24 protein-coding genes and 2 pseudogenes are annotated in these 26848 nt (G+C 71.3%); 11 read left to right on the top strand and 15 right to left on the bottom strand.

The window, feature by feature from the left end; translation table 11 throughout:
- Nucleotides 1–50: 50 nt before the first annotated feature.
- The gene (locus tag ADK54_RS00370; RefSeq protein WP_053723408.1) at nt 51–1079 is read right to left on the bottom strand and encodes a lytic polysaccharide monooxygenase auxiliary activity family 9 protein; all 1029 of its coding nucleotides are present in this window, start codon (nt 1077–1079) and stop codon (nt 51–53) included.
- 205 nt (nt 1080–1284) lie between these two features.
- On the opposite strand from ADK54_RS00370, the gene ADK54_RS00375 reads away from it, so the two are divergent.
- Both ADK54_RS00375 and ADK54_RS00380 read left to right on the top strand, forming a co-directional pair.
- Nucleotides 1285–1761 (top strand): GNAT family N-acetyltransferase, encoded by a 477-nt coding sequence (locus tag ADK54_RS00375; RefSeq protein WP_053723409.1) that lies wholly within the window; start codon nt 1285–1287, stop codon nt 1759–1761.
- 41 nt (nt 1762–1802) lie between these two features.
- A pseudogene (locus ADK54_RS00380) lies at nt 1803–2381 on the top strand (class I SAM-dependent methyltransferase); the annotation flags it as partial.
- A 127-nt stretch (nt 2382–2508) separates the two neighbouring features.
- Here ADK54_RS00380 and ADK54_RS00385 read toward each other — a convergent pair.
- Nucleotides 2509–3009: a DUF402 domain-containing protein gene (locus ADK54_RS00385; RefSeq protein WP_053723411.1), complete on the bottom strand. Its 501-nt coding sequence runs from the start codon at nt 3007–3009 to the stop codon at nt 2509–2511.
- A gap of 184 nt (nt 3010–3193) precedes the next feature.
- Here ADK54_RS00385 and ADK54_RS00390 point away from each other — a divergent pair, with 184 nt between their 5' ends.
- Nucleotides 3194–3568, top strand: a complete 375-nt coding sequence (locus ADK54_RS00390; RefSeq protein WP_053723412.1) for a GntR family transcriptional regulator — start codon at nt 3194–3196, stop codon at nt 3566–3568.
- Between the two features lie 127 nt (nt 3569–3695).
- Here ADK54_RS00390 and ADK54_RS00395 read toward each other — a convergent pair whose 3' ends face one another.
- Nucleotides 3696–4790, bottom strand: a complete 1095-nt coding sequence (locus tag ADK54_RS00395) for a DUF5925 domain-containing protein (RefSeq protein WP_053723413.1) — start codon at nt 4788–4790, stop codon at nt 3696–3698.
- Nucleotides 4791–4917: 127 nt separating this feature from the next.
- On the opposite strand from ADK54_RS00395, the gene ADK54_RS00400 reads away from it, so the two are divergent.
- Nucleotides 4918–6306: a xylan 1,4-beta-xylosidase gene (locus ADK54_RS00400; protein ID WP_053723414.1), complete on the top strand. Its 1389-nt coding sequence runs from the start codon at nt 4918–4920 to the stop codon at nt 6304–6306.
- Here the strand turns inward: ADK54_RS00400 and ADK54_RS00405 are convergent.
- From ADK54_RS00405 to ADK54_RS00425, 5 genes and pseudogenes are all read right to left on the bottom strand, one after another.
- Nucleotides 6303–7511 (bottom strand): annotated as a pseudogene (locus ADK54_RS00405) (lipopolysaccharide biosynthesis protein); the annotation flags it as partial. The gene ADK54_RS00400 and the pseudogene ADK54_RS00405 overlap by 4 nt on opposite strands.
- 162 nt (nt 7512–7673) lie before the next feature.
- Nucleotides 7674–8477 carry a polysaccharide deacetylase family protein gene (locus ADK54_RS00410; protein WP_053723415.1) on the bottom strand — a complete coding sequence of 268 codons (804 nt, stop codon included), beginning with the start codon at nt 8475–8477 and terminating at the stop codon, nt 7674–7676.
- Entirely contained in the window at nt 8474–9499 is a 1026-nt protein-coding gene (locus tag ADK54_RS00415) for a glycosyltransferase family 2 protein (RefSeq protein ID WP_053723416.1), read from the bottom strand. Before ADK54_RS00415 ends, ADK54_RS00410 begins: the two co-directional genes overlap by 4 nt.
- Nucleotides 9496–10359, bottom strand: a complete 864-nt coding sequence (locus ADK54_RS00420) for a glycosyltransferase family 2 protein (RefSeq protein WP_053723417.1) — start codon at nt 10357–10359, stop codon at nt 9496–9498. The genes ADK54_RS00415 and ADK54_RS00420 overlap by 4 nt, the downstream gene beginning before the upstream one ends.
- Nucleotides 10360–10689: 330 nt before the next feature.
- A complete protein-coding gene (locus ADK54_RS00425; protein WP_053723418.1) occupies nt 10690–11106 on the bottom strand; it encodes a hypothetical protein in 417 nt (138 codons plus the stop codon).
- A gap of 270 nt (nt 11107–11376) precedes the next feature.
- Between ADK54_RS00425 and ADK54_RS00430 the strand changes: the two genes are divergently transcribed.
- Nucleotides 11377–12186 (top strand): SGNH/GDSL hydrolase family protein, encoded by an 810-nt coding sequence (locus ADK54_RS00430; RefSeq protein ID WP_053723419.1) that lies wholly within the window; start codon nt 11377–11379, stop codon nt 12184–12186.
- Nucleotides 12187–12195: 9 nt separating this feature from the next.
- On the opposite strand, the gene ADK54_RS00435 is transcribed toward ADK54_RS00430, so the two are convergent.
- On the bottom strand, nt 12196–13818 hold the full coding sequence (locus tag ADK54_RS00435; RefSeq protein WP_053723420.1) for a serine/threonine-protein kinase: 1623 nt from the start codon (nt 13816–13818) through the stop codon (nt 12196–12198).
- Nucleotides 13819–14110: 292 nt separating this feature from the next.
- Between ADK54_RS00435 and ADK54_RS00440 the strand changes: the two genes are divergently transcribed.
- A complete protein-coding gene (locus ADK54_RS00440) occupies nt 14111–14374 on the top strand; it encodes a hypothetical protein (protein WP_078966037.1) in 264 nt (87 codons plus the stop codon).
- A 29-nt stretch (nt 14375–14403) separates the two neighbouring features.
- Here the strand turns inward: ADK54_RS00440 and ADK54_RS00445 are convergent, their stop codons facing one another.
- Genes ADK54_RS00445 through ADK54_RS00455 form a run of 3 tightly spaced genes read right to left on the bottom strand, consistent with a single transcriptional unit; the run spans nt 14404 to nt 17390 of the window.
- On the bottom strand, nt 14404–15600 hold the full coding sequence (locus ADK54_RS00445; protein ID WP_053723422.1) for a CaiB/BaiF CoA transferase family protein: 1197 nt from the start codon (nt 15598–15600) through the stop codon (nt 14404–14406).
- A 48-nt stretch (nt 15601–15648) separates the two neighbouring features.
- A complete protein-coding gene (locus ADK54_RS00450) occupies nt 15649–16431 on the bottom strand; it encodes an ABC transporter permease (protein WP_053723423.1) in 783 nt (260 codons plus the stop codon).
- Nucleotides 16428–17390, bottom strand: a complete 963-nt coding sequence (locus ADK54_RS00455; RefSeq protein WP_078966038.1) for an ATP-binding cassette domain-containing protein — start codon at nt 17388–17390, stop codon at nt 16428–16430. Before ADK54_RS00455 ends, ADK54_RS00450 begins: the two co-directional genes overlap by 4 nt.
- Before the next feature lie 64 nt (nt 17391–17454).
- On the opposite strand from ADK54_RS00455, the gene ADK54_RS00460 reads away from it, so the two are divergent.
- A complete protein-coding gene (locus tag ADK54_RS00460; RefSeq protein ID WP_053723425.1) occupies nt 17455–18162 on the top strand; it encodes a TetR/AcrR family transcriptional regulator C-terminal domain-containing protein in 708 nt (235 codons plus the stop codon).
- Nucleotides 18163–18209: 47 nt separating this feature from the next.
- Nucleotides 18210–18743 carry a GNAT family N-acetyltransferase gene (locus tag ADK54_RS00465; RefSeq protein WP_053723426.1) on the top strand — a complete coding sequence of 178 codons (534 nt, stop codon included), beginning with the start codon at nt 18210–18212 and terminating at the stop codon, nt 18741–18743.
- 22 nt (nt 18744–18765) lie between these two features.
- Here ADK54_RS00465 and ADK54_RS00470 read toward each other — a convergent pair whose 3' ends face one another.
- The 3 genes from ADK54_RS00470 to hmgA are packed head-to-tail and all read right to left on the bottom strand — an operon-like array spanning nt 18766 to nt 22087.
- The gene (locus tag ADK54_RS00470; protein ID WP_053723427.1) at nt 18766–19971 is read right to left on the bottom strand and encodes a type ISP restriction/modification enzyme; all 1206 of its coding nucleotides are present in this window, start codon (nt 19969–19971) and stop codon (nt 18766–18768) included.
- A 14-nt stretch (nt 19972–19985) separates the two neighbouring features.
- A complete protein-coding gene (locus ADK54_RS00475; RefSeq protein ID WP_053723428.1) occupies nt 19986–20738 on the bottom strand; it encodes a GntR family transcriptional regulator in 753 nt (250 codons plus the stop codon).
- Nucleotides 20739–20761: 23 nt separating this feature from the next.
- On the bottom strand, nt 20762–22087 hold the full coding sequence (hmgA, locus tag ADK54_RS00480) for a homogentisate 1,2-dioxygenase (protein WP_053723429.1): 1326 nt from the start codon (nt 22085–22087) through the stop codon (nt 20762–20764).
- Nucleotides 22088–22234: 147 nt separating this feature from the next.
- Here hmgA and ADK54_RS00485 point away from each other — a divergent pair, with 147 nt between their 5' ends.
- From ADK54_RS00485 to ADK54_RS00495, 3 genes are all read left to right on the top strand, one after another.
- Nucleotides 22235–22810 (top strand): TetR family transcriptional regulator, encoded by a 576-nt coding sequence (locus tag ADK54_RS00485; RefSeq protein WP_420717248.1) that lies wholly within the window; start codon nt 22235–22237, stop codon nt 22808–22810.
- A gap of 114 nt (nt 22811–22924) precedes the next feature.
- Nucleotides 22925–25150: a molybdopterin oxidoreductase family protein gene (locus ADK54_RS00490; RefSeq protein ID WP_053723431.1), complete on the top strand. Its 2226-nt coding sequence runs from the start codon at nt 22925–22927 to the stop codon at nt 25148–25150.
- Nucleotides 25151–25272: 122 nt separating this feature from the next.
- Entirely contained in the window at nt 25273–26667 is a 1395-nt protein-coding gene (locus tag ADK54_RS00495) for a CitMHS family transporter (RefSeq protein WP_053723527.1), read from the top strand.
- The last annotated feature ends 181 nt before the right edge of the window (nt 26668–26848 follow it).

A 26848-nucleotide genomic window follows, 5' to 3' on the forward strand; every position in this document is an offset into this window, starting at 1 on the left:
ACGCGACCGCCCCTCACGGCAGCCGGGAGGGGCGGTGTGTGGCGCGCGGGTCAGCGGCAGTGGCGGCCCGCCGCCGCGGCCTTGCGGCGCAGCGTCGCGAAGAGCGCCGCGGCGCCGACGGCGATCGCACCCGCGCCCCCGATGGCGAGGTACGGGGTGCTGCTGTCGCCCCCGGTCTCGGCGAGGTTCCGCGTGCCGGTCGCGGCGACCGGAGCGGCCGCGGCGCCGTCCGGCTGCGGCTGGTTGCCGGTTGTTCCGGCCTCTGCCGCAGGCGCGGTGCTCGGCTGCGTCCCCGTGGTCGCGCCGCCGTGGTGGTGCTGGACCGTCGACTTGGACGCGCCGTCCGCGATCTCCTTGTCGGTGGGGGCGGAGGCCGCCGGAGCGGGGGCGCCCGCCGCACCGCTGTCCTTGCCGAACACCACGTCGGAGCAGGTGTAGAAGGCCTCGGGGCTGTCCGAGCGCTGCCAGATCGAGTAGATCAGGTGGCGTCCCGAACGGGCCGGGACCTTCCCGTCGAAGACGTAGTCGCCGCCCTGCATCGGCGGGTCGGTGACCTTGACGAACGGCGTCGCCTCCAGGTCCGACCACTTCAGCGGCTTCGACGGGTCGTAGCCGTCCTTGGTGATGTACAGCTCGAACGAGCCCTTGTGCGGCGCCGTTCCCTTGTAGTGGAAGGTGTGGCTGCCCGCCGACAGCTTGGTGGCCGGCCAGTCGGCGCGAGGCAGGTCCAGACCCTTGTACTTGTCGTTGCCGCCGCTGCACAGCTTCCCGTCCGGGATGATCTCCTTCGACTTGCCCGCGGCGTTGGCCACGTTCACCGCGTTCCAGTCGTAGAAGGCCTGCGCACCGCTGACCGCGACGGCGGCCTTGCACGCCGCCGACCTGGGGCTCTCGGGGCCCTCCGCGTAACAGGCCGAGACCCGGCTGACCGGGTCCGTCATGGAACCGTGGGCCGCGGCGGGCCCGGCCGCGAGCCCCGTCAGAGCGAGCGGCGTGAAGCCGAGCGCGGCGACGACGGCGGCCCTGCGCCGACGGGGTCCCCGCTGCTCGAACGCGGTGGAGAGCTTGGGGAAGGTCATCGTGGCGTACTCCTTCGATGGTGCACGGGCATGGGGCGTGGGGGTTGCTGCAACTGCCGGAGGTCCCGTCCGGCGATCAGCACGCTAGCCCCGCGAAACCGTGAAATCCCCTGCTGGGAGCGGGGGATGGCGATCCTTATGGTCGAGTTAAGGAGCCACTCAGAAGCGATTAAGAACGGGCCCTTCCGCGACGTACCGTGACCCCATGAACGATGAGATCCGGCTCGCCAACCCCGACGACGTGCCCCGCGTGAAGGAGGTCACCGACGCCGCCTACCGCCCCTACATCGAACGGATCGGCGTCGTGCCCGTCCCCATGGAGGCCGACCATGCGGCGAACGTCGCGGAGGGGCGGGTCTTCGTCGCCGGTGATCCGGTCGTCGGGGTCCTGGTCCTCGTCCCGGAGCCGGACCACCTCTTCCTCGATTCGATCTCCGTCCACCCCGACGTCAGGGGCACCGGCCTCGGGCGCAGGCTGCTGCACTTCGTGGACGAGCACGCGCGGGCGCTCGGCCTGCCCGAGGTTCGGCTCTACACCAACGCGATGATGTGGGAGAACCAGAAGATCTATCCGCGGTACGGGTACGAACTCGTCGAGCGGCGGGTGGACGGGCCCTACGACCGCCTCCACTACCGCAAGGTGCTCGGCCCGCGATCCGGTGGTGAGGCGGGCAGGGGCTGATCGCCGGGCCGATTGTCAGTGGTGCCTGGCACGATCGGGGCATGGACATCGACTGGGACGAAGAGGCCGACACGTTCGACGAGCAGCCCGACCACGGGCTGCTCGACCCCTCGGTGCGGGCCGCGTGGGACGAGCGCCTCGCGGGGTGGCTGCCGGACCGGGCGGGCGAGCTTCTCGACCTGGGGTGCGGCACCGGGAGCTTGTCGCTGCTCGCCGCCGGGCGGGGCCACCGGATCACGGCCGTCGACCTGTCGCCCCGGATGTCCGAGCGGGCCCGCGCCAAGCTGGCCGGCACCGGCGCCGAGGTGCTGACCGGGGACGCGGCGCGGCCGCCCGTCGAAGGCCGCACCTTCGACGTGATCCTGGCCCGCCACGTGGTGTGGGCCCTGCCCGACCACGAAGCGGCGCTGCGGCACTGGTGGTCGCTGCTGCGGCCGGGCGGCCGGCTGATCCTGGTCGAGGGCGTGTGGGGCGACACCGGCATACCCGCCGAGCAACTCACTTCCGCGCTCGGCGAGTTGAAGGCCGAGGCGCGCTACGAACGGCTGTCGGGGGACGCGCGGCTCTGGGGACGCGAGGTGGACGATGAACGGTATGTGGTGGTCGCCACGGCGGTGCCGGTCGTGGCCTGACCGAGGCACCGGGGGCACGGGCGCCGCGCACGACGGCCCGCCGACGCCCCGGCCGCGCCGCCCCGCACGGCGTACGCTCCCGCAGGCCTGGCAGGCCTGGCAGGCCCGACGGCCCTCAGTCGATCAGTGCCGTGAACTGGCCGAGTTTCGCGAGGAGTTCAAGCTCATCCAGGGCGGCCACGGCGCGGGTGGCGGCCTCCGGGTCGCACTCGGCCAGGCCGCTCTCGGCGAACTCGTCCTCGTCCAGGCGCAGTACGGTCGCGCCGTCGGCCGAGACCCAGAGGTCGAGGTCCAGGTCCTCGGCGATCAGCTCGCCGCCCCGGACCACGGCGGGCCGGGTGATGTCGCAGTACCAGCCCTTCAGCACCGAGTCTGCGTCGCGGACCTCCTTCACGGCGTACCAGCGGTCGCGCCAGTAGTGCTCGGTGAACACATCGCCCGGCTCGAACCGTACGAAGCCGAAGTCACGGACGCCTTCCGCCGCCCAGGGGGCGCGCACGCTCACCCTGGTCCCGTCGTCGGACACCACCGACGCCGGGTAACGCAGCTTCGTGCGCCCGGCCTTGACCAGGACGACCTCGATACGGGTGCCGGCCTCGGCCGAGCTCGCGGACATGACGTACCTCCGTGGCACATATCTCGTAGCGGAAGGATTTCGCACGGTACGTGGGGCCGCAGGTCGGGTGCCTCCCATTTTCGAGGGGGGCTGGCCGAATGCTCTCCGCTTCCCTGGGGCGAGTCGGCCCCGCCCACGGCCCGCCCGTTTTCGTGGAGCACGGCCGCGGGGGAGAATCGGAGCTGTGACCCTCAAGATCGTGATTGACCAGGGCGTGGCCACCGCGCCGTACGAGCAACTGCGCGCCCAGATCGCCGACCGGGCCAGGTCCGGAAAGCTGCCGGTGGGCTACAAACTGCCCACGGTCCGTGGCCTCGCGGAGGATCTCGGGCTCGCCGCGAACACGGTGGCCAAGGCGTACCGGGCCCTTGAGGCGGACGGGGTCATCGAGACCCGGGGCCGCAACGGGACGTTCGTCGCGGCGGCCGGGGACGCGTCCGAACGGCTCGCGGCGGTGGCCGCGGCGGCGTACGCGGGGGAGGTCCTGCGGCTCGGGCTCGGGCGGGACGCGGCTCGCTCGGCGGTGGAAGAGGCGTTGCGGGCGGCGTACGGGAAGTAGGGCGCCTGCGGCGGGCTGTGCCCCACCCCGCCCCTTCCCTAAAGCCTCCGGCGGCTGAGATTCCATCGGGTGCGGGTCCGTCGTGGCTGGTCGCGCAGTTCCCCGCGCTCCTGTGTGGCACAGGCTCCTACAAATACAACCCCGCGTCCGCCTCCGCCCGCTGATCCGGGACCGACGCCGGGGACGTGCCCCGGCGCAGGGCGTACAGCTCGGCCAGGGTGGTGCCGTCGCGGGCGATGCCCTCCTCGGTGCCCAGCCAGCCGACGGCCTCCGCCCGGGTCAGCGGGCCGACCTCGATGCGGGCGAGGCAGCGGCCGGGGCGCACCACCGCGGGGTGCAGGCGCTCCAGGTCCTCGTTGGTGGTGACGCCGACCAGGACGTTGCGGCCCTGGCCGAGCAGGCCGTCGGTCAGGTTGAGGAGCCTCGAAAGGGCCTGGCCCGCCGTGTGCTTGGCCTCGCCGCGGATCAGCTCGTCGCAGTCCTCCAGGAGGAGCAGCCGCCAGCGGCCCTTCGCGCTGCCGTCGTCCTCGCCGATCGCGATGTCCATCAGGTAGCCGACGTCGTTGAAGAGCCGCTCCGGGTCGAGCACACAGTCCACCTGGCACCAGTCGCGCCAGGACCGGGCCAGGGTGCGCAGCGCCGAGGTCTTGCCGGTGCCCGGCGGCCCGTGGAGCAGGAGCAGCCGGCCCGCGATGTCGTCCGGGGTCACCTTCATCAGGCGGTCCATCGCATCGGCCACCGGCGCCGTGTAGTTGGGCCGCACCTCGTCCCAGGTGCCGGCCGCGATCTGCCGGGTCGTGCGGTGCGGGCCGCGCCGCGGGGACACGTACCAGAAGCCCATCGTCACGTTCTCGGGCTGCGGCTCCGGCTCGTCCTCGGCGCCCTCGGTGGCCTGTTTCAGCACCTGCGCGGCGAGCTCCTCGGTGGTCGCGGTCACCGTGACGTCCGCGCCCCGGTTCCAGCGCGAGACGAGCAGCGTCCAGCCCTCGCCCTCGGCGAGCGTGGCGCTGCGGTCGTCGTCGCGGGCGGCGCGCAGCACCTTCGCCGCGGGCGGCAGCAGGCTGAAGCCCTTCTTGACCCGGTCGATGGATGAGCTGTGCGAGAACGGCTGCTCGCCCGTGGCGAAGCGGCCGAGGAAGAGCGCGTCGACGACATCGGAGGGCGAATCGCTGTCGTCCACGGTCAGCCGGATCGGCAGCGCGGCTTCTGGGGCAGGGGACATGCCCCCATGATCCGGCAACACGCCCGCGCGTGCACCTGTTTTGTCCCGTTGATGGTCGAGGGACGTTCTGTCCCTGTTCCGGTAAAACTGGCCGGAATGGCAACTACCGCCGATACGCTGCCCCGTGATGGAACGTCATCGTGGAGCCACTGTCCGCAGCCGCAGGCCCGGCAGGGCGTCCCGGCCCAGGACCCCGGCGGTACTGGCCGCCGCACTTCTCGCCGCGCTCGCCCTCGTCCTGGCGGTGAGCGGCTGCACGAACAGAAACGCGGGCGAGGCCGGACCCGGCCGGACCGGTGCGAGCAACACCGCCCCCGCGCTCGGCTGGGGCTTCACCCACACCCAGTACAGCGCCGACACCGGCGACGACGACGCGGTGGCGCGCACCCGCGACCTGCTCTCGGCGCAAGGTCTGCCGCAGGACCAGGCGATCATGGGCTGGGGCGCGGGCAACCCCGAGCCGTCGCCGGGCACGTACGACTTCTCGGACCTCGACCGGCGGGTCAAGTACATCCGCTCCACCGGGGCCACCCCCGTCATCACGCTGTGCTGCGCGCCCGACTGGATGAAGGGCGGGCGGGCCGGGGCGAGCAAGACGGACTGGAGCGTGAAGGCGCTGGAGTCGGCGCCGCTGCCGACCCACTACAAGGACTTCGCGGCCCTGGCCGCGAAGGTGGCCCAACGCTACCCGGACGTAAGGCACTTCATCGTCTGGAACGAACTCAAGGGCTTCTACGACGACACCGCCCAGCGCTGGAACTACGAGGGCTACACCCAGCTCTACAACCAGGTCTACGACGCGCTGAAGAAGGTCGACAGGAACAATCTGGTCGGCGGGCCCTATCTGGTCATGGACAGCTACGGGCCGCAGGACCAGTCGTACGCGTCCGGCCTGAAGGGCCCCTGGGGCTCGGTCGACCAGCGGGTGCTCGACGCCTTCACGTACTGGAACAAGCACAAGAAGGGCGCCGACTTCGTGGTGGTCGACGGCGCCAGCTTCACCCGCACCAACCAGATGCTGCCCAACGCGTTCAGCGCCACCGACAAACTGACCGCCGTCACCGAGTGGCTGCGCAAGCAGTCCGGTCTGCCCGTGTGGTGGGCCGAGTACTACGTCGAGCCCGACAAGTCCGGCTGGAGCGAGCAGCGGCGCGTCGCCACCCAGGCCGCCGGCATGATGGCCCTGGCGCGCGGCGGCACCAGCACCGCGTTCTACTGGAGCCCGGAGGAGCAGACCGGCCCGTGCCCCGGCTGCCTGTGGACGCCGACCCAACAGGACGACGGGGGAAAGGAGTTGCCCATGTACGCGCTGATCGCCAGGTTCGCCAAGGCGTTCCCGCCGGGCACTGACTTCACCACCGTGAGCATCGCCGCCGACGACGTGCCGAACGTCCGCGTGCTCGCCAGCGGCAAGGACGTGCTCGTCGTCAACACCCTCGACCGGGCCATCGACGCCAAGGTAGACGGCAAGTCGTTCCCCATGGCCGCCTACGAAGTGCGCTGGCTGACCCGCTGAGGAGGATCGGCCCGCAGCACCCCGAACAGCCTGACCGCCGCGATCGTCGCGATCACCGAAAGGCTCGCGACCTCCGCGATGCCGACGCCCGTCAGGCCCAGTGGCGGCAGCAGGGTCAGCGTGGACCCGAGCACCAGAACGCACAACGCGCCCTGGAGGTAGGCGAGTCCGGCCGTACGGCTCTGTGCGCGCAGCACCGCGAAGTACAGCTCGATCACCACCCGCAGCAGTGCCCCGACCACCAGCCAGCGCAGCAGCGCCGTGGCGTGACGGGCGTATCCCTCGCCGAACACGTGCAGGATGTGCGGCGCGAAGGCGAAGAGGAACGCGCAGATCGGCACCACGATCTTGATCATGCGGAGCAGCGCGGCCCGCGCGTTGCGGCCGAGCCGCTCGGGGTCGTGCGCGCCCTCGACGGTCAGTGAGGCGCCCATGTTGATGGCGAGGAGTTCGACGGTGCCGCCGATGGTCGCGGTGATGTAGAAGTACGCGTTGTCGGCCGAGCTGATCTGCGAGGCGACGATCACCGGCACGAGGTAGACCACGGCAAGCGCGAACAGCGAGCCCGTGTAGTCGCCGGCCAGGAAGCGGCCCAGCTCCCGGTAGCTCGGCGGCCGGGCGGTCCGCACGGTGAGCTCCACGTGGCGGGGGACCAGGCGCCGGAACACCAGCCAGCCCAGCGGCACCACGGACACCGCGATCGCCGCGACCCACGACACGAACACCCCGCTGGTCGGCAGCGAGGCCGCGATCGCCACCAGGAGCAGCAGCTTGACCGCCGAGAACGCGGTGTTGCCGACCGGCACCCAGAACGCGCTGCGCAGCCCGGTAAGCACCCCGTCCTGCAGCGTGAGGATCGACCAGGCGATCACCGCCGCGATGAAGCCGAGCCCCTTGAACGGGCCGTGCAGGAACCGGTACGAGGGTCCCCAGAAGTCCAGCGTCTCCATGAAGACGAGCGCGGCCAGGCCGACGACGCACGCGCTCAGCGCGTAGGTGCGCAGGACGAGGCGGCCGGTGGCGGCGCCCGACACGGGGATGAACCGGGACATCGCCCCGGTCAAAGTCAACGCGGTGATCCCGGCGAGGAACTTCATCGCGGCGATCGCCGCCGAGCCCTGTCCGACCGCGTCGTCCGTGTAGTACCGCGCGGCGAGCAGCCAGAAGCCGAGCCCGAGCACCGCGCTGATGCCCGTGTTCAGCATCAGGGCGTAGGCGTTGCGGAAGAGGGGGGTGCCCCGGCGCTTGTCGGGGGTCGGAGTGCCGAGGTCCTGGGCGGTGCTCACGTCAGCCACGGGTACCGCTCACCTTCTGGTTCTGATGGTTCGTCAGATCCTGCGTCCGGGTGGGATCCGGACACGGCTCTCTCAGCCGCCGCCGAGCCTGCGCCCGGCGCGCCGGGCCCCGCGGACCATGGCGTAGCCCTTCGTCAGGACGCGGTCACGTGCGAAGTTGCGCGCGATGTCGCGGCCGGTGCCCAGGACGAGCCGCTCGAACTCGTCGAGACCGGTGGTGCGCCGTACCGTCACCCGCTCCAGGGCGTACGGCCCCTGGCGCCGCTCGGCGAGCGCGTTGCCCACGGCGAGCGCCTGGGCGAAGCCCGCGGAGCGCACCGTGCGCCGCACCCGCCGGCTGGAGTGGCCGTACGGATAGGCGAACGAGACGGGGCGCCGGCCGAGCTCGTCGGTGAGGATCTCCTTGCAGCGCAGTGTCTCGAACCAGAGCCGTTCATCGGTGAGTTGGTCCATCTGCGGGTGGCTGTGGCTGTGCCCGCCGATCTCGCAGCCGCCCGAGCCGAGCTCGCGCACCTGGTCCCAGTCCAGCATCGTGTCCAGGGCGTTGCCGTCGTCGTGGGCGCCGCGCAGCCAGCCCGTGGAGACGAAGAGCGTGGACGCGAAGCCGTACTTGGTGAGGACGGGCAGGGCGTGGCGGTGCACGCCCTCGTAGCCGTCGTCGAAAGTGATCAGGACGGGACGGCGTGGAAGCGCTCCCGCCGTGCGCCAGGCATGCGCCAGCTGGGCCGTGGTGACCGGAGTGCACCCCAGCTCGGCGAGCAGCTCCATCTGGTCGGCGAAGGCGTCCGGCGAGACGGAGAGACCGAAGGCGGCCTTGGCGGGACTGTGCGCCACCGAGTGGTACATGAGGATGGGCACGGGGCCGCTCGACGTCATGCCGCTTCGCCCTCCTCGTCCGTCTCCGTGGCCGGTACGCGTTCGATGGGGGCCACGGTGAAGGTCACCCCACCCCTCAACGCCCGTACGGTGCCGAGGAGATAGCCGCCGGTGGCCACCGCGACGCCGGTCACGATCGCGCCCGCGCGGCCCGCGCCGCCGGCCCGGCCGAGCACCGCGTCCCGCACGCCGCGCACCACACCGGCCGGCAGGACCCGGGTCGTGTAGCGCCGCTCGGACTCAAGTCCCTTGCCGGAGCCGACACTTCGGGCCACCAGCGCCTTGGAGAGGCCTTCCGCGTACGCCCTCGTACGGAAGTAGCCGAAGCGCTCGCGCGCCGCGGGCACCCGGTGGTGGATCACCGAGCGGTCGTCGATGAGCAGCACGGCGTCGGGCAGCGCCTTGCTGAGCCGGATGCACAGCTCGGTCTCCTCGCAGCCCAGCGGCCGCTTGTCGCCGTCGCGGCCGATGCCGGTCGCGAAGCCGCCCGCCGCGTCGAAGGCCGACGTACGGAAGGAGGCGTTGCCGCCCAGGACGTTGCGGACCTCGACGCGGCCCGGCGGCAGCCCCCGGTAGGTGCAGCCGACGATCCAGTCGAACTCCTCGGGGAACCAGGCGGGCCTGCGCCCCGAGGCCCAGGCGGGCACGGTGCGGCCGCCGACCGCCATCACGCGCGGGTCGTCGTACCCCTCGGCGAAGTGCCGCAGCCAGTCGCGCTCGGCCACCGCGTCGTCGTCGAGGAAGGCCACGAACTCGCCCCGGGCGAGGGAGATCGCCGTGTTGCGGCCGGCCGAGAGGCCGCGGGGGCCCGCGTTGGCGAGCACCCGTACCTCCCCGGACGCCGCGTACTCCTTGAACTCCTTGGTGAGCCGGTCCAGGAGCCGCTCGTTGTGGTCCACCACGAGCAGCGTCTCCAGGGCCGGCAGCGACTGCGTGCGCACCGAGGAGACCGCCGCCAGGATGTCCTCCCAGCGGTCCTCGGTGTACACGCAGATCACCACGGAGAAGTGACGCTCCGTCAAGACACCTCTCCCCGCCGTGTGTTCAGGAAGACGGCCTGCGTGCGCCGGTGGGCCCGGGGCACCGCCTTCTCCCGGAGTATCACCTTCAGGACGCGGATGCCGTCGCGCACCGCGCTGAGGTTGGAGACGCCGTGGATCCGGTTGTACTCGTAGCTGGGGACCTCCTGAACGCGCAGGCCCGCCTTGACGATCCGGATGTTGATCAGGGTCTCGATCTCGAACCCGGAGCAGTCGAGCACGATCTTGTCCAGGCAGTGCTTCCAGAAGGCGTTGTAGCCGTAGCAGAGATCGGTGTACCGGGCGCCGAACTTGCGGTTCACGATGCCGCACAGGACGGCGTTTCCGAGCTTGCGGATCGGCGTCATGTCGTCGGTGCCGCCGCCGTTGGCGAAGCGGGACCCCTTGGCGAAGTCGGCGCCGCCGACCAGCGCGGAGACGTAGCTGACGATCTCCTCGCCGTCCGCCGAGCCGTCCGCGTCGACCATGACGATGATGTCGCCGGTGCAGGCCGCGAACCCACTGATCAGGGCGTCGCCCTTGCCCTTGCCTACCTGCTTGACGACCTTGACGTCGGGCCACAGTTCGCGGGCGACCTGCACCGTGTTGTCGGTGGAATTTCCGTCTACCAGGACGACTTCGTGGATCCAGTCCGGAAGTGTCTTGAACACGTGCGGAAGATTTTCCGCCTCATTCATGGCCGGGATCACGACGCTCACGGGCGGCGCAATGGCGAGATTCGCCGAGACCGGTCGATACGCGGCGGATATTCGACTGGTGGTCACGGAATCCGAGTGACTGTTCGGCGATTCCGCAATTAATTGATCTTGGCCCGGGACGGCCGGGCGCACGGAAGGAGTCATGATGAGTCTCTGTCCCTCTCGTCCGGTGGACCGCCCGCCCCCGGGCGGTCCGGATGAGTTTCCGGTTACGAAAGGGGGGTTCTCACCCCGGTCATGACGGCATGGCACACCGCTCTGATTGGGTGAGCTGGCTTTGCTGGCCGCGCGGCCCGTGTTCCGGCCCACGCAAGGCGAAGACCGAGCACGGCACCCCCCCCACCGCGCCCCGCCCCGGTATCCATCGCGACGCTTGAGCCCTCCCCTAGTGCCGCTTTGCATGATGGACCGTTGCGGGTGGATGTAAGACGGTATTGATGATTGGGACTGTATGGCAAGGCCTCAGTCGAGGCCTCACGTTTCTGTGTTTTTGACCGGACTTTCACGGTCACATCCGGAGCGATTCACCCCCGTCCCAAGCAGGAAGAGGAGAAGGCTGATCACGCCCACGGCTGTGATGCCGTTGCGAGTCGACCAAAGGTGCAGACCTGCCATGCTTTCGGCGGTCAGCACATCGATGAGTACTGCTCCTGATAAAGACGCCACGATGCGGGCGAGCGGTTCCAGTCGGCGCAGTGCGAATACGGCCGCTTCCGCGGGTGCGGCCACCAGGTAGAAGAGCGCGAGCGGAGCGCGCAGCGGAGAGTCCAGGCCGGCGAAGGCTAGGGCGGCGCCCACGGCCGAGACGGCGAGCGCGGCTCCCGCGAGCACGGGCAGCAGGTCGGCGGCGACGGGCGCGCCAACTGCCGATCTGTCACTGATGGTCTGCATTGGCGACGGTTCCCCCCGATGCGCCGGATGCGAGGCTTCAATGTGACGCAGTCCGGACAGTCCCGTCAAGACGCCGATTCGTTTGCGGTGAACGGAGATTGACGGTCCGTCAGTGGAGTGTGGTGCTCCGGTGAAGGATTACTCGCGAGTTGCTGACGGATCACCAGATACATGCAGATGTCCCTCGGTTGTTCTTGGCATGGACACTTCCCGCGACCTGTGGGGGCTGGTACCACTGCCGTGGCGGAAAACCCGCTACAAGGAGGTTCCATGAAACTGTCCCGAATCGCGGCATATGCATGGGCGCTCGTGCTGGCTGTCGCGCTTTCCCTCACCGGGGCCGGCGTGGCAACGGCGGCAACCCAGGCGGCCGGATCCCACTACGTGGCCCTCGGCGACTCGTACTCCTCCGGCCTTGCGGCCGGGAGCTACGACAGTTCGAGCGGCAGCTGCAAGCGCTCCACGAAGGCCTACCCGGCCCTGTGGGCGGCGGCGCATTCCCCCGCCTCGTTCGACTTCACCGCGTGCTCCGGCGCTCGTACGGGTGATGTGACGTCGAGCCAGCTCGGCCCGCTCAGCTCCACCACCGACCTTGTCTCGATCACCATCGGAGGCAATGACGCCGGCTTCGCCGACGTCATGACCAACTGCGTCCTGTACTCGGAGTCCACCTGTCTCAGCAAGGTGGCATCGGCCCGCGCCTACGTCGACTCGACGCTGCCCGGCCTGCTCGACTCGGTGTACTCGGCGATCAGATCCAAGGCTCCCAACGCCCATGTCGTCGTCATCGGCTACCCGCACTTCTACAAGATCGGCGGCAACTGCGTCGCGGGCCTCAGTGAGAACTCCCGCTCCGCGATCAACGGCGCCGCGGACGAGCTCAACTCGGTGACCGCCAAGCGCGCCGCCGACCACGGCTTCAGCTTCGCTGACGTCGTGCCGGCCTTCACCGGACACGAGATCTGCTCCAGCAGCCCGTGGCTGAACAGCGTCGTCTGGACCAACATCAGCGAGTCCTACCACCCCACCGCCGCCGGCCAGTCGGGCGGCTACCTGCCGACCTTCACCAACGCGGCCTGATCTTTTCGCTCACCCGCCGGGCGAGGACGAGCCCGGCGGCGAGTACGAGGAGGAGGCCCCGCCCGTCGGGGTCTCCTCCTTGCACGTCACCTTGTACGCCCCCGGGCCGGACGACACCTTCACCGGCTGCCGCACCTCGACATGGACCTCGTTGGATCCGCTCTGCGCCGGCGACTCGGTGTGCGCCACCTGCCGGGTGCGCGGCCCGCCCGAGGGGAACGAGAGCGTCTTCCAGCCCGGATCCGACGACTGGCCGTCCTTCGTGACCCAGCGGTACTCCACATCCACCGGCGTACGCCCCACGGTGAAGACGGCGACCATCGAGGGCGCCTGGGCGTTCGGCGCCGGGCACGCACCCTCGTAACTGCCTCGCACCACCTGGAGGTTGACCTCCACCGACTGGGCGGGCGGCGACGAGGAGGACGCCGAGGGGGAGGGGCTCGGGCCGCTGGACGACGGGGAAGGGCTGCTGTTGCCGCTCGTGGCGCCGGACGTGCCGGATGCCTGGGAGGAGTGCGACACGGAAGGTGCGGGCGAGCCGCCGCTCGATGAACCCCCTGTGCCGCCCTGCCCGCTGTCCCGCATCAGCGCGTACACCAGCCCGCCGAGCGCGAGCAGCAGCACCAGGATCCCGGCGAGCAGGACCGCCCCGGTGTGTCGGGAGGGCTCGGCGCCCCGCGTCGCCGTCGTGCCGCCACCGGGAGTGGCCGCGGGAAACGGCATCACGGGCGTCGGCGGCATGCCCGGAGCTCCGGTTGTTACCGTCGTCGCCTCGGACCTTCCCAGCGGGGCCCGCACCGAGCCGCCCGCCGCCACCACCCGCAACTGGTGCTCGGCCTCCTCGCCCGCCCACCGCTCGGCCGGGTCCTTGCGCAGCAGCCCCTCGATCACCGGCGTCAGCGGGCCCGCCCGGCGCGGCGGGGGCAGCGCGTCGTCCACCACCGCCCGCAGCGTGGACAGCGGGGTGTCCTGCCGGAACGGCGAGTTGCCCTCGACCGCCGCGTACAGGAGCACGCCGAGGGACCACAGGTCGGAAGCCGGACCCGGCGTGCGCCCCAACGCCCGTTCGGGGGCCAGGAATTCGGGCGAGCCGACGACCTCGCCGGTCATGGTGAGCGTCTGTGTCCCCGCCACCATGGCGATGCCGAAGTCGGTCAGGACCACCCGGCCGTCGTTGGCGAGCAGCACGTTCGCCGGCTTCACATCGCGGTGCAGCACCCCCGCCTCATGGGCGGCCCGCAGCGCCGCGACCACCTCGGCGCCGATGCGCGCGGTGCGCTGCGGGCCCAGCGGGCCCTCCGCGTCCAGGACGTCGGACAGCGCGAGGCCGCGCACCAGCTCCATGACGATCCATGGGCGGCCGTCCTCGGTGGCCACGTCGTACACGGTCACCACGTTGCGGTGCGAGATCCGGGCCGCCGCCCAGGCCTCCCGCTCCAGGCGCGCGTACAGCCGCCGCACCTCGGGGGAGTCCAGGGAGGGCGGGGCCAGGACCTCCTTGACGGCGACCTCGCGGCCCAGGACCTCGTCCCGCGCGCGCCACACGACGCCCATGCCGCCCCGGCCGAGCGGTGAGAGGAGCCGGTAGCGCCCCGCGATCAATCGCTGTTCACTGCCCGGCACTTCGCTCACTGGCGAGCCCCCCCATCCGCGGCGGAGAAACCCTTCCAAGTTAGCTCAGGGCCGGGCCGCTGCCGCCCCCTTGAACGGCAATCCGTACCCAGTACGAACACAGGTCGCGACTCTGTGTGATGACCAGTCAGTGATCTGTCCAACTCGCCCTGGAATCAGCGGTATTCGGAGCGTAGTTGTCAACCTGGGGCCCCTCAAGGTGAATCCTGTCACCGGGATACACGAGTGTGATGCGGGGGCGATAGGGTTAACCTGCCCGGGGCCGGGTGCCCTCGTACGGGTGGGGAGTGACATGGAACAGATAACAGTGCGCAGCAGGGCGCGAGTGCCTGCCATCACGTGCGGGAGCAGTGCGACCAGCTCGCGGCTCGACCGCCACCTCTCGGTGCTCGGCGGCCCTGCCGTCCCGCAGCGCGAGGCGGCCGAGGCGACGTTGCTGATGCGCGAGCTGACCTCGCGTGACGTTGCGCACACCCGCAAGAGCAAGACCGCTCGCGTTTCGCTCTTCGCGCCGCTGCGGCGGCTGCGCCGCTCGCTCTTCGGCAGCCGCGGCTGAACCCACCCCCGACTCCGAGCGCCCCGCGTTCAGGCGATCACGCCGTCCCGGCGCAACTCTGCCAACTGCTCGTCCGTCATTCCCAGGGCCCGCAGTGTTGCGCAGGTGTGCTCGCCGAGCGCGGGCACCGCACCCATTCGCGCCTCCTGACTGCCGCCCAGATTGATGGGCGGCAGCAGCGCCCTCAGCGGCCCCACCGGTGATTCCACCTCCCGCCAGCGGCTCCGTGCCGCCAGTTGCGGATGCGCGGCCACGTCCTCGACCGAGTTGAGCCGGGCGCAGGCGATCCCCGCCGACTCCAGCCGCTCGACCGCTTCGGCCGCCGTGAGCCCGGCCAGCGCCTGCGCCACCAGCTCGTCGGTCTTCGTCCGGTGCGTGACCCTCGCCGCATTGGTGGCGAAAGCGGGATCGTCCGCCAACTCCGGCTGCTCCAGGACCAGTTGGGCGAGCCGGCGCCATTCCCGGTCGTTCTGCACCGAGAGCAGCAGCTGCCCGCCGTCGGCCGTGGGATAGGCGTCGTACGGCGCGATCACGGCGTGCGCGACGCCGGTGCGCGCCGGTTCGGTGCCCCCGTGCATCACATGGTGCAGCGGATGCCCGAGCCATTCGGCGAGCGCCTCCAGCATGGAGATCTCCACCGGCCCGCCGCGTCCCGTCGTGCCACGACGCACCAGGGCCGCCAGGACGCCCGAGAAGGCATACATGGCGGCCGCGATGTCGGCGGCCGGGATCCCGGCCTTGACGGGCTGCTCGGGCGTCCCGGTGACCGACACAAGACCCGCCTCGCACTGCACCAGCATGTCGTAGGCCCGCTTGTGCGCGTACGGGCCTTCGGAGCCGTAACCCGATATGTCCACGGCGACGAGCTTCGGGTGCGCCGCGCACAGGGTCGCCGCGTCCAGGCCGAGCCGGGCCGCGGCGCCGTGCGCGAGGTTCTGCACGAAGACGTCGGCGTCCGCGATCAGCCGGCGCAGTACGTCCAGGCCGCGCGGGTCCTTCAGGTCGAGGGCCACCGACTCCTTGCCCCGGTTGCACCACACGAAGTGCGAGGCGAGACCGCGGGCCGCGGTGTCGTAGGCGCGGGCGAAGTCGCCGCCGTCGGTGCGCTCGACCTTGATGACGCGGGCCCCCAGATCGGCGAGCTGGCGGGTCGCGAACGGCGCCGAGACGGCCTGTTCGACGGCGACGACGGTGATGCCCGCGAGGGGCAGCGGCTGAGTGCTCATAGCCGTACCTATCGCGTACGGGCCGCCCTTGTCACCCCTTGGCGCTGATCAGCGGCCCGAACTCGCGTAGCGGCGTACCGCGAGCGGCACGAAGATCAGCAGCAGGAAGGCGCACCAGGCGAGCGAGCCCGCGACCGGGTGGGCGACCGGCCAGGCGGCGTCCGGGGCGGGCGAGGCGTTGCCGCAGAGGTCACGGACGGCGGAGGCGACCGCGCTGATCGGGTTCCACTCGGCGATCGTGCGCAGCCAGCCGGGGAGCTGGTCGGTGGGGATGTACGCGTTGGAGAGCAGCGGCAGGATGAACGTTGCCGAGCCGAGCTGCCCGGCGGCCTCCTCGCTCTGGGTGAGCAGGCCGAGGAACGAGCCCATCCAGGTCGTCGCCAGGCGGAGCAGCATCAGGAGCCCGAAGGCGCCGAGCGCGCCGAGCGGCCCGGTCTCGATCCGCCAGCCCACCGCGAGGCCCACGAGCATCAGCGGGATCATGCCGAGCGCGGTCGTCAGCAGATCGGCCGCGCTCTGGCCGACCGGCACCGCGGCCCGGCTCATCGGCAGGGTGCGGAGCCGGTCCATCACGCCGCGGTGGGAGTCCTGCGCGGCCTGGAACATTCCGGTCATCAGGCCGTTGGCGGCGGTGGCCACCAGGAGGCCGGGCACCAGATAGGCCCGGTACTGCTCGCCCGGCATGGCTAGCGCGCTGCCGAAGACGTAGCCGAAGAACAACAGCATCGTGATCGGCATGGTCTGGGTGAGGATCAGCACGCCGGGCGCGTGCTTGATGCGCTGGAGCTGGCGGCCGAGAAGGGCCGTGCTGTCGTACGCGAGCGAACTCATGTCACAAGCTCCTTGCGGGAGTTGGCGGTGTCGGTGAGGCGCAGGAACACCTCGTCGAGGGTGGGCGGGCGCAGGCTCGCGTCGAGGATCGGAACCCCGGCCGCGTCCAGTTCGCGTACGACGCGGGGCAAGGTGAGCGATGGGTCCATGGAGACCGCGCCCACCGTCCGCTCGGCGGCGTCGAGCTGCGGCTCGGCTCCGGTCAACCGGTCGAGAACGGCGGCGGCCTGAGCCATTGCCGTCTCACTGGCGACCGCCACCTGTGCGTACGAGCCGATCCTGGCCTTGAGCTCGGCGGGGGTGCCGGTGACCGCGGCCCGGCCCTGGTCGATCAGGACGATGTCGTCGGCGAGCTGATCGGCTTCCTCCAGGTACTGGGTGGTGAGCAGCACGGTCGTGCCCTCGGCCGTCAGGGCGCGCACGGCGGCCCAGATCTGGTTGCGGCTGGCTGGGTCGAGCCCGGTGGTGGGCTCGTCGAGGAACAGCACCCGGGGGCGGGTGAGCAGGCTCGCGGCGAGGTCGAGGCGGCGCCGCATGCCGCCGGAGTACGTGCCCGCCGCCCGGTCGGCGGCTTCCAGCAGGTCGAACTGGCCGAGGAGTTCGGCCGCGCGCTCGCGTCCGGCCGTGCCGCGCATGCCGTGCAGCTTGGCGAACAGCTGGAGGTTCTGCCGCCCGGTCAGCTCGACGTCCACCGAGGTCGACTGGCCGGTCACGCCGATCTGCCGGCGCACCGCGTCCTGCTCGCGCACCACGTCGTGCCCGGCCACCCGCGCCGAGCCCGCGTCCGGCGCGAGCAGCGTCGTCAGGAGGCGCACCGCCGTCGTCTTGCCGGCGCCGTTGGGGCCGAGCACCCCGCAGACGGTGCCTTCGGCGACCGCGAGATCGAGGCCGCGCAGTGCGTGGACGTCACCGAAGCGCTTCTCCAGACCTTCACTAAGTACAGCGTACGTAGTTGTCATGCGGCTCACCATAGCGCACTACGTACGGCGTACGTAACTACGATGGGGGGCGAGGTGATGATCCATGGCAGGGCGACCTGCTGAACCAGAAGTGATCTGGGCGCGCCCCGAGCGCGCCGGACGGGGCCCCAGGCCCGCATTCAGCCGTGCCGACATCGCGGCCGCCGCCGTGCGGATCGCGGACGCGGACGGCATCGACGCGGTCTCCATGCGCCGTGTCGCGGCCGAGCTCGGCTGCGGAACCATGTCGCTGTACAACTACGTGCCGTGCAAGGAGGACCTGTACGAGCTGATGGTGGACGCGGTCAGCGCCGAGTACGAGCTGAGCGACCCGACCGGGGACTGGCGGGCCGACATGCTGGGCCTCGCCCATCAGACCCGGGCGCTGATGCACCGCCACCCGTGGGTGCCGGGCCTCATGTCCCCGGTGTACGGCTTCAGCCCGAACGCGCTGCGGTACCTGGAGCACTGCATGACCGTCCTGGATCCGCTGGAGGCGAAGTACGGCACGAAGATGGAGCTGGTCGCCTCGGTGACCGGCGTCGTCACCACCTACGTCGCCAACGAGATCGCCACCGCCGAGCGCACCCGGTCGCTGCCCTGGTCGGCGGAGCAGGAGCACGGGGTGCGGATCGGCTACCTCCTGAGCCAGGTCTCCACGGGCCGCTACCCGCGCCTGGCCGCCGCGTTCGCGGAGGACTCGGGGCCCATCGACCTGGACGCGGTCTTCGAGCGGGCGCTGGGCCGGACGCTCGACGGGTTCGGCAAGTAGCGGGGGGCGGATTTCCGGCTCGGCCCCGGCCCGTGCAGGATGGCCCCATGACCGAGATCCACACCCCCCGCCTCCTCCTGCGCCGCTGGACCGACGACGACCTCGTCCCCATGTCGGAGATCAACGCCGACCCGGAGGTCATGCGCTGGATCGGCGACGGCTCGGTCCGCGATCTTGAGCGGACCGCCGCGGACATCGAGCGCTGGGAGGACGAGTGGGACGACGAGGGCTTCGGGCTCTTCGCCGTCGAGCTCCTCGGCTCCGGCGAGATGATCGGCTTCACCGGCCTGTCCGTGCCGTACTTCCTGCCCGAGGCGGCCCACGAGGTGGAGATCGGCTGGCGGCTCGGCCGGCCGTTCTGGGGTCAGGGGTACGCGTCCGAAGCGGCTCACGCCTCGCTGGAGTTCGCGCTCCAGGACCGCGGGCTCGACCGGGTCATCAGCATCTCCCGGGTGGGCAACGACGCCTCCGAGAACGTGATGCGCAAGCTCGGCATGAAGCTGGAGCGCGAGACGACGCACCCCGAGTTCGGGCACGCGCTCAACATCCACTCCATCGACCTGACGGAGTATCAGGCCTGAGGCCGAGGGCCCGCGGCCCTGTTCAGATCAGGGCGAACTGGCCCCCGGGTCCCTCCTCGTGGTGATCGAGTACGGACGCGGGATGCCGCGCCCCGTCCGGCACGGGCAGTACACCGGCCGCGCGCAGCTCGCCGCGCGTCACCGGCTCCGTGATCGCGTCCGTCAACTCGGCCTGCTGTGCACGCAGTTCGCCGAGCAAGGCGAGCACTGTGATCAGTTCGAGCAGGTCCGAGGTCCACTCCTGGGGCCAGGCGGCCGGGCCGACCGCGCCCGGCGTGCCGGGCTCGGCGGCCTCAGTGCGCCGCTGGAACCACAGATCGAGGATCCGCACCCCGCAGACCTCGAACTCCCACGCCCGGGACGGCACCGGCGAGATGCGGCCGCCGTCGCCCACGTGCAGGGTCTCGTTCTCGGCGTCGTAGCGCAGTTCGTGCGGGCGGGCCGGGAGCGCCGCCCGCACATAGGGCCGCCGCCCGCCGGGCAGCCGCGGCTTCTCGCCGCCGCGCGCTCCGCGCACCATGAGGGCGCCCATCCGGCGCCCCAACTCGACGCCCGTGGGCCAGAGTTGGGGATCCCGCGGCAACGGCACCACGCACCCCGCGGCGCTCGGACGGGCGGCCGCCGCGGCCCAGGCGAGCACGTCGTGCGGGGTGACCTCGCATCCGTACGCCTTCGTGAGGAAGGGGAGCAGGCCCGGCGCGAGGTTCGGTTCGCGGCCGCCCGGGCGGCGGTACAGCGGGCGGATGCGGCCGGGGCGCCCGGCGGGGGAGCGGCCGTCGGGCAGCACGGCCGAGACGGTCAGCGCGGGCCCGGCGTCCTTCGGCACGTACCCCTGCTCCACCACGAAGAGCTGCTGCTCGTCCGCCACCCGCCACAGCTCGGGCCGGGCGGCGTCGATCAGGCGCTGGTCCGCTATCAGCCACTGCTCGTCGAAGGGCCCGCACCGGATGCGGACCGGAGCCGGGCAAGGGCCCCGCTCCTGCGCGAACGGGCCGGTTCCACCGGTGCGGCCGGGAAGGGCGGCCACGGAAGTCCGGAGCGTACGCGAGCGGGTCGGGCCGAACAGCCGCTCCCGCTCGGCCCCTTCGGAGCGTACGAGCAGATCCCAGCGGGAGCGCAGGGTGCGCTCGTCCGGGGCCACCACCCAGTCGCGCCCCAGCCGCAGCGCGGCCACCGACCAGGGCATCAGGTCGTCGAGGAGAGGCACGTCATCGCTCACAGCCAGCATGCTAGTGAGTGCTCTCAGCGCGCCTCGACCGTCACCGAGAACGAGAAGCGGTCGCCGCGGTAGTGGATCCGGGCCACATCGACGACCTGGCCCTTTCCGTCGTACGTCACGCCCGTGTAGTGCAGGATCGGCGAGAGCAGCGGGACCTGGAGCAGTTCGGCGGTCACCGGGTCCGCCAGGCGGGCCTCCACCGTGTCCGTGATGCGCGCGATGTCCACCCCGACCGCGTCCCGCAGCACCTTGGTCATCGGCCAGCGCTCCAGATCCGCGAGGTCGATCGCGGCGGCCACCTCCGGACGCACCGCGTTGTGGGCCCAGTTGGTCGGCTCGCCGCTCTCGTCGTCGCACCGCAGCCGCCGGTACGTCACGACCTCGGGGCAGCCGGGAAAGTGCTCGGCGAGGTCTCCGGGGACCGGCTCCGGGCCGTGGCCCAGGATCGTGGTGCGCTCGCCCGACTGCTGGGCCACGATCGCGTCGATCGAGCCGAGCAGCCGGACCGGGGACGCCCGCCGGGCGGCCGGCTCGATGAACGTTCCGCGCCGCCGGTGCCTGCTGATCAGGCCCTCCTCCTCCAGCTCCTTGAGTGCCTGACGCATCGTCAGAACGCTCACCCCGTAGTGCGCCGCGAGCTGCTCCTCGGTGGGCAGGCGCAGCGAGGCGTCGGGGGAGCGGCCCAGTATCGAGGCGCGCAGCGACTGGGAGACCTGGTACCAGAGCGGCAGCTTCCGGTTCAGGACCAGGGAGTCGGGTGCGAAGGAGGAGGTCACAGGGATTCCGTATCAGGTGGTGCTCAGGAGCGGAAGTGGCGCTGGAGACCCTGCCACACCTCGTCGTAGCCCCGCTGGAGGTGGTCGGCGCTCGCCGCCTGCCCGGTGGCGGTGACCGGCCAGCGCGTCTCGAACATGAAGGCAAGCCCGTCGTCGATCTTCTGCGGCTTGAGCTCGGCGGCGCTCGCCCGGTCGAAGGTCTCCCGGTCCGGGCCGTGCGCCGACATCATGTTGTGCAGCGAGCCGCCGCCGGGCACGAAGCCTTCGGCCTTGGCGTCGTACGCGCCCTCGATGAGGCCCATGTACTCGCTCATCACGTTGCGGTGGAAGTACGGCGGGCGGAAGGTGTCCTCGCCGACCAGCCAGCGCGGCGCGAACACCACGAAGTCGACACCGGCCAGGCCCGGGGTGTCGGACGGCGAGGTGAGCACCGTGAAGATCGACGGGTCGGGGTGGTCGTAGCTGATGGTGCCGATGACATTGAAGGTGTGCAGGTCGTAGACGTACGGCGTGTGCGTGCCGTGCCAGGCGACGACGTCGAGCGGCGAGTGGTCGTACGTCGCGGTCCAGAGGTTGCCGCAGAACTTGTTCACCACCTCCACCGGGCCCTCGACGTCCTCGTACGCCGCTACCGGGGCCCGGAAGTCCCGGGCGTTGGCGAGGCCGTTGGCGCCGATCGGGCCGAGCTCGGGCAGTTCGAAGGGGCGGCCGTAGTTCTCGCAGACGTAACCGCGGGCGCTCTCGTCGAGCAGCTCGACGCGGAAGCGGACGCCGCGCGGGATCAGGGCGACCTCGCCGGGGCGGGCGGCGAGCAGGCCGAGCTCGGTGCGCAGGAGCAGGCCGCCGCGCTCGGGGACGATCAGGAGCTCGCCGTCGGCGTCGCTGAACACCCTTGTGCTCATGGAGGAGTTGGCGTGATAGAGGTGCACGGCCATGCCGGTGCGCTGGGTCGCGTCGCCGTTGCCGCCGAGCGTCCACAGGCCCGCCAGCCAGTCGGTGCCCGCCGGGGGCTCGGGCAGCGGGTTCCAGCGCAGCCGGTTCGGGTCGGGCACGGTCTCGGTGAACGGGGCGGAGCGGAGGCGTCCGTTGTCGGCGCGGGCGAACGGGGGGTGCGCGGCCGATGGCCGGATCCGGTACAGCCAGGAGCGGCGGTTGTCCGCGCGCGGCTCGGTGAAGGCGGATCCGCTCAGCTGCTCCGCGTACAGCCCGAGCGGGGCGCGCTGGGGCGCGTTGCGACCGTGCGGAAGGGCGTCGGGGACGGCCTCCGAGCTGTGCTCATTGCCGAAGCCGTGGGAGTAGCCGAGGCTCTCCGCGACCTTCCTCGCCTGTTCGCCGGTAGATGTCGTCATCGTCCGCTCTCCTGCTCCCGTGCCGGAATCCTATGCTCAACCGTAGGATTACGATGCGGTCGCGTCAACGGGAAAACCGGCCGGGCGGGGCATGATGGGCGCGTGCCTCCTGCCCCTGATCTCCACGCGAACCTCCGTCGGGCGCCCGTGCAGCAGCGCAGCGCCGAACGGCTGTCCCGGATACTCGACGCCTGCGCCGAGCTCCTCGACGAAACCGGCTACGAAGACCTGTCCACCAGGGCGGTCGCCCAGCGCGCGGGCGTGCCCATCGGGTCCGTCTACCGCTTCTTCGGCAACAAGCGGGCCATGGCCGAGGCGCTCGCCGCCCGCAACCTCGACCGCTACGCCGGCATGATCAACGCGCGGCTCGAAACGATCGAGGCGGCCGACTGGCGGGGCGCCGTCGACGCGGTCCTGGACGAGTACCTCGTCCTGAAGCAGACCGTGCCCGGGTTCAACCTGGTCGACTTCGGCGGCCCCCAGCCGGTGCCCGACCCGGACTCCGACGCCAACCACATTCTGGCCGACCGCCTCGCCGAGCTCCTTCCGAGCCAGTTCGGCCGCACCCTGGACGCGGATCTGCGCCGGGTCATCCTGGTCGCGGTGGAGGCGGCCGACGCCACACTGCGCCTCGCGTTCCGCACGGACCCGCAGGGAGACCCGGGCATCGTGGCGGAGACGCGGCAACTCCTTCACGCCTATCTCGCCCGCACCCTGGACTGAGAGCCGGTGTCCGGACTCCGTCCGGATCGGACTCCGGCCCGACCAGGGGCTCCCTCGCATGCCTACCGGTCGGTATGCTCGAATGGCCCGCGCGCCGACGCCCTGGGAGGACGAATGTCCCGCACCGCCCTGCGTATCTGCCCGCTCTGCGAAGCCACCTGCGGGCTGAGCCTGGCCATCGAGGGCAGCCGGGTCACCGGCGCCCGCGGGGACGCGGACGACGTGTTCAGCCGGGGGTTCATCTGCCCCAAGGGCGCCTCCTTCGGGGAGATCGACGCCGACCCCGACCGGCTCACCGGGCCGCTCGTGCGCCGCAACGGCGTTCTGGAGGAGGCTAGTTGGGCCGAGGCCTTCGACCTGATCGCGGCCCGCCTGCGGCCCGTGATCGAGGAGTACGGGCCGAACGCGGTCGGCGTCGTCCTCGGCAACCCCAACGTCCACACCATGGCCGGCGCGCTCTACCCGCCCGTCCTGCTCGGCGCGCTGCGCACCCGCAACCTCTTCACCGCGAGCACCCTCGACCAGATGCCCAAGCACGTCTCCAGCGGGCTCCTGTACGGCGACCCGTTCGCCATCCCGGTGCCCGACCTCGACCGCACCGGGCATCTGTTGCTGCTCGGCGCCAACCCCCTTGAGTCGAACGGCAGCCTGTGCACCGCCCCCGACTTCCCGGGCAAGCTGAAGGCGATGCGGGGGCGCGGCGGCACCCTCACCGTCGTCGACCCGCGCCGCACCCGTACCGCGAAACTCGCCGACCGGCACGTCGCGATCCGGCCCGGCACCGACGCCCTGCTGCTCGCCTCGATCGCCCAGGTGCTCTTCGAGGAGAAGCTGGCGGCGCCGGGCGAGGCCGAGGCGCACATCGAGGGAATCGGTGAAGTGGCCGACGCGGTAAGGGAGTTCACGCCCGAGGCCGTCGGGCCCGTGTGCGACGTGGACCCGGACGACATCCGGGCCATCGCCCGCGAACTCGCCGCCGCACCCACCGCCGCCGTATACGGCCGGATCGGCAGCTGCACCGTCGAGCACGGCACCCTGGCCAGCTGGCTCGTCGACGTACTCAACGTCCTCACCGGCAACCTCGACCGGCCGGGCGGCGCGCTCTTCCCGCTCTCCGCCACCGACCGCACACCCCGCCCGGCGGGCCCCGGCAAGGGCTTCGCCCTCGGGCGCTGGCACAGCCGGGTCGGCGGACACCCCGAGGTGAAGTCCGAACTGCCGCTCGCCGCCCTCGCCGAGGAGATCGAGACGCCGGGGGACGGCCGGATCCGCGCGGTCATCGCCTGCGCCGCCAACCCGGTCCTCTCCGCGCCCGACGGGGACCGGCTCGACCGGGCCCTTGCCGGGCTCGACTTCATGGTCAGCATCGACCCGTATCTCAACGAGACCTCACTGCACGCCGACGTCGTACTGCCCCCGCCGCCGCCCTCCCAGAGCGCGCACTTCGACTTCGCGTTCAACGGCTTCGCCGTCCGCAACCAGGTCCGCTACACCCGGCCCGCCGCGCCGCTCGCCGAAGGGCGCATGGACGAGTGCGAGATCCACGCCCGGCTCGTGCTCGCCGCGAGCGGGATGCACGGCGCGGAGCCCGCCGCCGTGGACGCGATGGTCATCGACAGCGCGCTGGCCAAGGCCGTCGCCGACCCGCACTCGCCCGTGCACGGCCAGGACGCGACGGAACTCGCCGCCGAGCTCACCGGCACCAACGGCCCCGAGCGGCGCCTCGACCTCATGCTCCGGCTCGGCCCGTACGGCGACGGCTTCGGCGCCGACCCCGACGGACTCACCCTGGACCGCGTGCTCGCGCACCCCCACGGCATCGACCTCGGGCCGCTTCGGCCGCGCCTGCCGCGGGTGCTCAGGACCCGCAGCGGACGGATCGAGCTGCTGCCCGCGCCGATCGCCGCCGACCTGCCCCGGCTGCGCGCCGCCCTGGGCGAGCGGCCCGCCTCCCTGGTCCTCGTCGGCCGACGCCATCTGCGCTCCAACAACAGCTGGCTGCACAACATCCCCGCCCTGAACGGCGGTTCCAACCGCTGCACCCTCCACATCCACCCCGAGGACGCGGCCCGGCTCGGCCTCGCCGACGGCACCGACGTACGGATCACGGCGGACGGCGGAGAGGTCACGGCCCCCGTGGAGATCACCGACAGCGTCCGCAGGGGCGTGGTCAGCCTGCCGCACGGATGGGGACACAGCAGGCCCGGCAGCCGGCTCACGGTGGCCGCGGGCCGCCCCGGCGTCAACGTCAACCAGCTCCTCGACGGCTCCCGGTTGGACCCGCTGTCGGGGACGTCCGTGCTCAACGGCTTCCCCGTCGAACTCGTACCCCTATCGTGACCTGGACTTTTGCTCGTATTGCTCAGGTGTCAACATCTTGTTAAGGATTGAAACGGCGACCTAACGTCATCCGCACCGCCAGCCCCTGGTGGGAGTTCAAGGGTGAACGTTAGGTGTCCTCCATGCTGACCATCCTCGGCTTCGGCATGATCGCGACCTTCCTGGTCCTGATCATGCTGAAGAAGATGTCGCCGATCGCGGCGCTGGTTCTGATCCCCGCTCTCTTCTGCGTCTTCGTCGGCAAGGGAGCCCATCTCGGCGACTACGTCATCAAGGGCGTCGGATCGCTCGCGCCGACCGCCGCGATGCTCATGTTCGCGATCGTCTACTTCGGCGTGATGATCGACGTGGGCCTCTTCGACCCGATCGTGCGAGGCATCCTGCGCTTCTGCAAGGCCGACCCGATGCGCGTGGTCGTCGGCACGGCGGTGCTCGCCGCGATCGTCTCGCTCGACGGCGACGGCTCCACCACCTTCATGATCACCGTCTCGGCGATGTACCCGCTGTACAAGCGGCTCGGCATGAGCCTCGTCGTGATGACGGGCGTCGCCGCCACCGCCAACGGCGTCATGAACACGCTCCCCTGGGGCGGCCCCACCGCCCGCGCCGCGACCGCCCTCAAGCTGGACGCCTCCGACATCTTCGTGCCGATGATCCCCGCGCTCGCGGTGGGCCTGGTCGCCGTCCTCGTCCTCTCGTACGTGCTCGGCATGCGCGAGCGCAAGCGCCTCGGCTACCTGTCCCTCGCCAAGGTCCTGGAGCCGGAGAGCGAGACCGTCCTGGTCGGGGCCGGCGGCTCCGGCTCGGGCTCGGTCGAGAACCCGGGCAGGGCGAGCGGCGGCGGCGCCGGTACGGACGCTCCCGACGGCGACGACTTCCAGGGGCTCGACCCCGCCCGGGAGACCCTGCGGCCCAAGCTGTACTGGTTCAACGCGCTGCTCACCGTCGCCCTGCTCACCTCCATGATCATGGAGTGGCTGCCGATCCCGGTGCTCTTCCTGATCGGCGCGGCCCTCGCGCTGACCGTGAACTTCCCGCACATCCCGGACCAGAAGGCCCGCATCGCCGCCCACGCCGACAATGTCGTCAACGTCTCCGGCATGGTCTTCGCGGCCGCCGTCTTCACCGGCGTCCTGAACGGCACCGGCATGGTCAAGCACATGGCCGACTGGCTGGTCGGCGTGGTCCCGGACAGCATGGGCTCGCAGATGGGCCTGGTCACCGGAGTGCTCAGCCTGCCGCTCACCTACTTCATGTCGAACGACGGCTTCTACTTCGGTGTCCTGCCCGTCCTCGCCGAGGCCGGTGCCGCGCACGGCGTTTCTCCGCTGGAGATCGCCCGCGCCTCGCTGGCCGGACAGGCCCTGCACATGTCGAGCCCGCTGGTTCCGGCGGTGTACGTCCTGGTCGGCATGGCCAAGGTGGAGTTCGGCGACCACACCCGCTTCACCGTGAAGTGGGCGGCGCTCACCTGTCTGGTGGTGCTCGGGTCGGGCATCCTCTTCGGCATCATCTGACCCCCTCCCTTTCAGCCGACTCCGCCGGCGCGGCACGTCCTTCGTGCCGCGCCGGCGTTCGTCGTGGGCGGCGCCGGTGCGTGGCCGAAGGGGGCGCCTGGCGGAGTGCAGGCCGGGACCAGGAGGATGGCGCCGGTGAGAACCACCGCGCGACCGGGCCCCGGTCGCGCGGACCGCCCCT

It is taken from the genome of Streptomyces sp. WM6378 (genome assembly GCF_001279695.1).
Lineage (GTDB): Bacteria > Actinomycetota > Actinomycetes > Streptomycetales > Streptomycetaceae > Streptomyces.

Excerpts from the sequence above, each read along its gene's own strand:
- ADK54_RS00370 (WP_053723408.1), bottom strand. The coding sequence starts at position 1,079 with ATGACCTTCCCCAAGCTCTCCACCGCGTTCGAGCAGCGGGGACCCCGT.
- ADK54_RS00375 (WP_053723409.1), top strand. The coding sequence starts at position 1,285 with ATGAACGATGAGATCCGGCTCGCCAACCCCGACGACGTGCCCCGCGTG.
- ADK54_RS00385 (WP_053723411.1), bottom strand. The coding sequence starts at position 3,009 with ATGTCCGCGAGCTCGGCCGAGGCCGGCACCCGTATCGAGGTCGTCCTG.
- ADK54_RS00395 (WP_053723413.1), bottom strand. The coding sequence starts at position 4,790 with ATGTCCCCTGCCCCAGAAGCCGCGCTGCCGATCCGGCTGACCGTGGAC.
- ADK54_RS00400 (WP_053723414.1), top strand. The coding sequence starts at position 4,918 with ATGGAACGTCATCGTGGAGCCACTGTCCGCAGCCGCAGGCCCGGCAGG.
- ADK54_RS00410 (WP_053723415.1), bottom strand. The coding sequence starts at position 8,477 with ATGACGTCGAGCGGCCCCGTGCCCATCCTCATGTACCACTCGGTGGCG.
- ADK54_RS00420 (WP_053723417.1), bottom strand. The coding sequence starts at position 10,359 with ATGACTCCTTCCGTGCGCCCGGCCGTCCCGGGCCAAGATCAATTAATT.
- ADK54_RS00425 (WP_053723418.1), bottom strand. The coding sequence starts at position 11,106 with ATGCAGACCATCAGTGACAGATCGGCAGTTGGCGCGCCCGTCGCCGCC.
- ADK54_RS00430 (WP_053723419.1), top strand. The coding sequence starts at position 11,377 with ATGAAACTGTCCCGAATCGCGGCATATGCATGGGCGCTCGTGCTGGCT.
- ADK54_RS00440 (WP_078966037.1), top strand. The coding sequence starts at position 14,111 with ATGGAACAGATAACAGTGCGCAGCAGGGCGCGAGTGCCTGCCATCACG.
- ADK54_RS00445 (WP_053723422.1), bottom strand. The coding sequence starts at position 15,600 with ATGAGCACTCAGCCGCTGCCCCTCGCGGGCATCACCGTCGTCGCCGTC.
- ADK54_RS00450 (WP_053723423.1), bottom strand. The coding sequence starts at position 16,431 with ATGAGTTCGCTCGCGTACGACAGCACGGCCCTTCTCGGCCGCCAGCTC.
- ADK54_RS00455 (WP_078966038.1), bottom strand. The coding sequence starts at position 17,390 with ATGACAACTACGTACGCTGTACTTAGTGAAGGTCTGGAGAAGCGCTTC.
- ADK54_RS00460 (WP_053723425.1), top strand. The coding sequence starts at position 17,455 with ATGGCAGGGCGACCTGCTGAACCAGAAGTGATCTGGGCGCGCCCCGAG.
- ADK54_RS00465 (WP_053723426.1), top strand. The coding sequence starts at position 18,210 with ATGACCGAGATCCACACCCCCCGCCTCCTCCTGCGCCGCTGGACCGAC.
- ADK54_RS00470 (WP_053723427.1), bottom strand. The coding sequence starts at position 19,971 with ATGCTGGCTGTGAGCGATGACGTGCCTCTCCTCGACGACCTGATGCCC.
- hmgA (WP_053723429.1), bottom strand. The coding sequence starts at position 22,087 with ATGACGACATCTACCGGCGAACAGGCGAGGAAGGTCGCGGAGAGCCTC.
- ADK54_RS00490 (WP_053723431.1), top strand. The coding sequence starts at position 22,925 with ATGTCCCGCACCGCCCTGCGTATCTGCCCGCTCTGCGAAGCCACCTGC.
- ADK54_RS00495 (WP_053723527.1), top strand. The coding sequence starts at position 25,273 with ATGCTGACCATCCTCGGCTTCGGCATGATCGCGACCTTCCTGGTCCTG.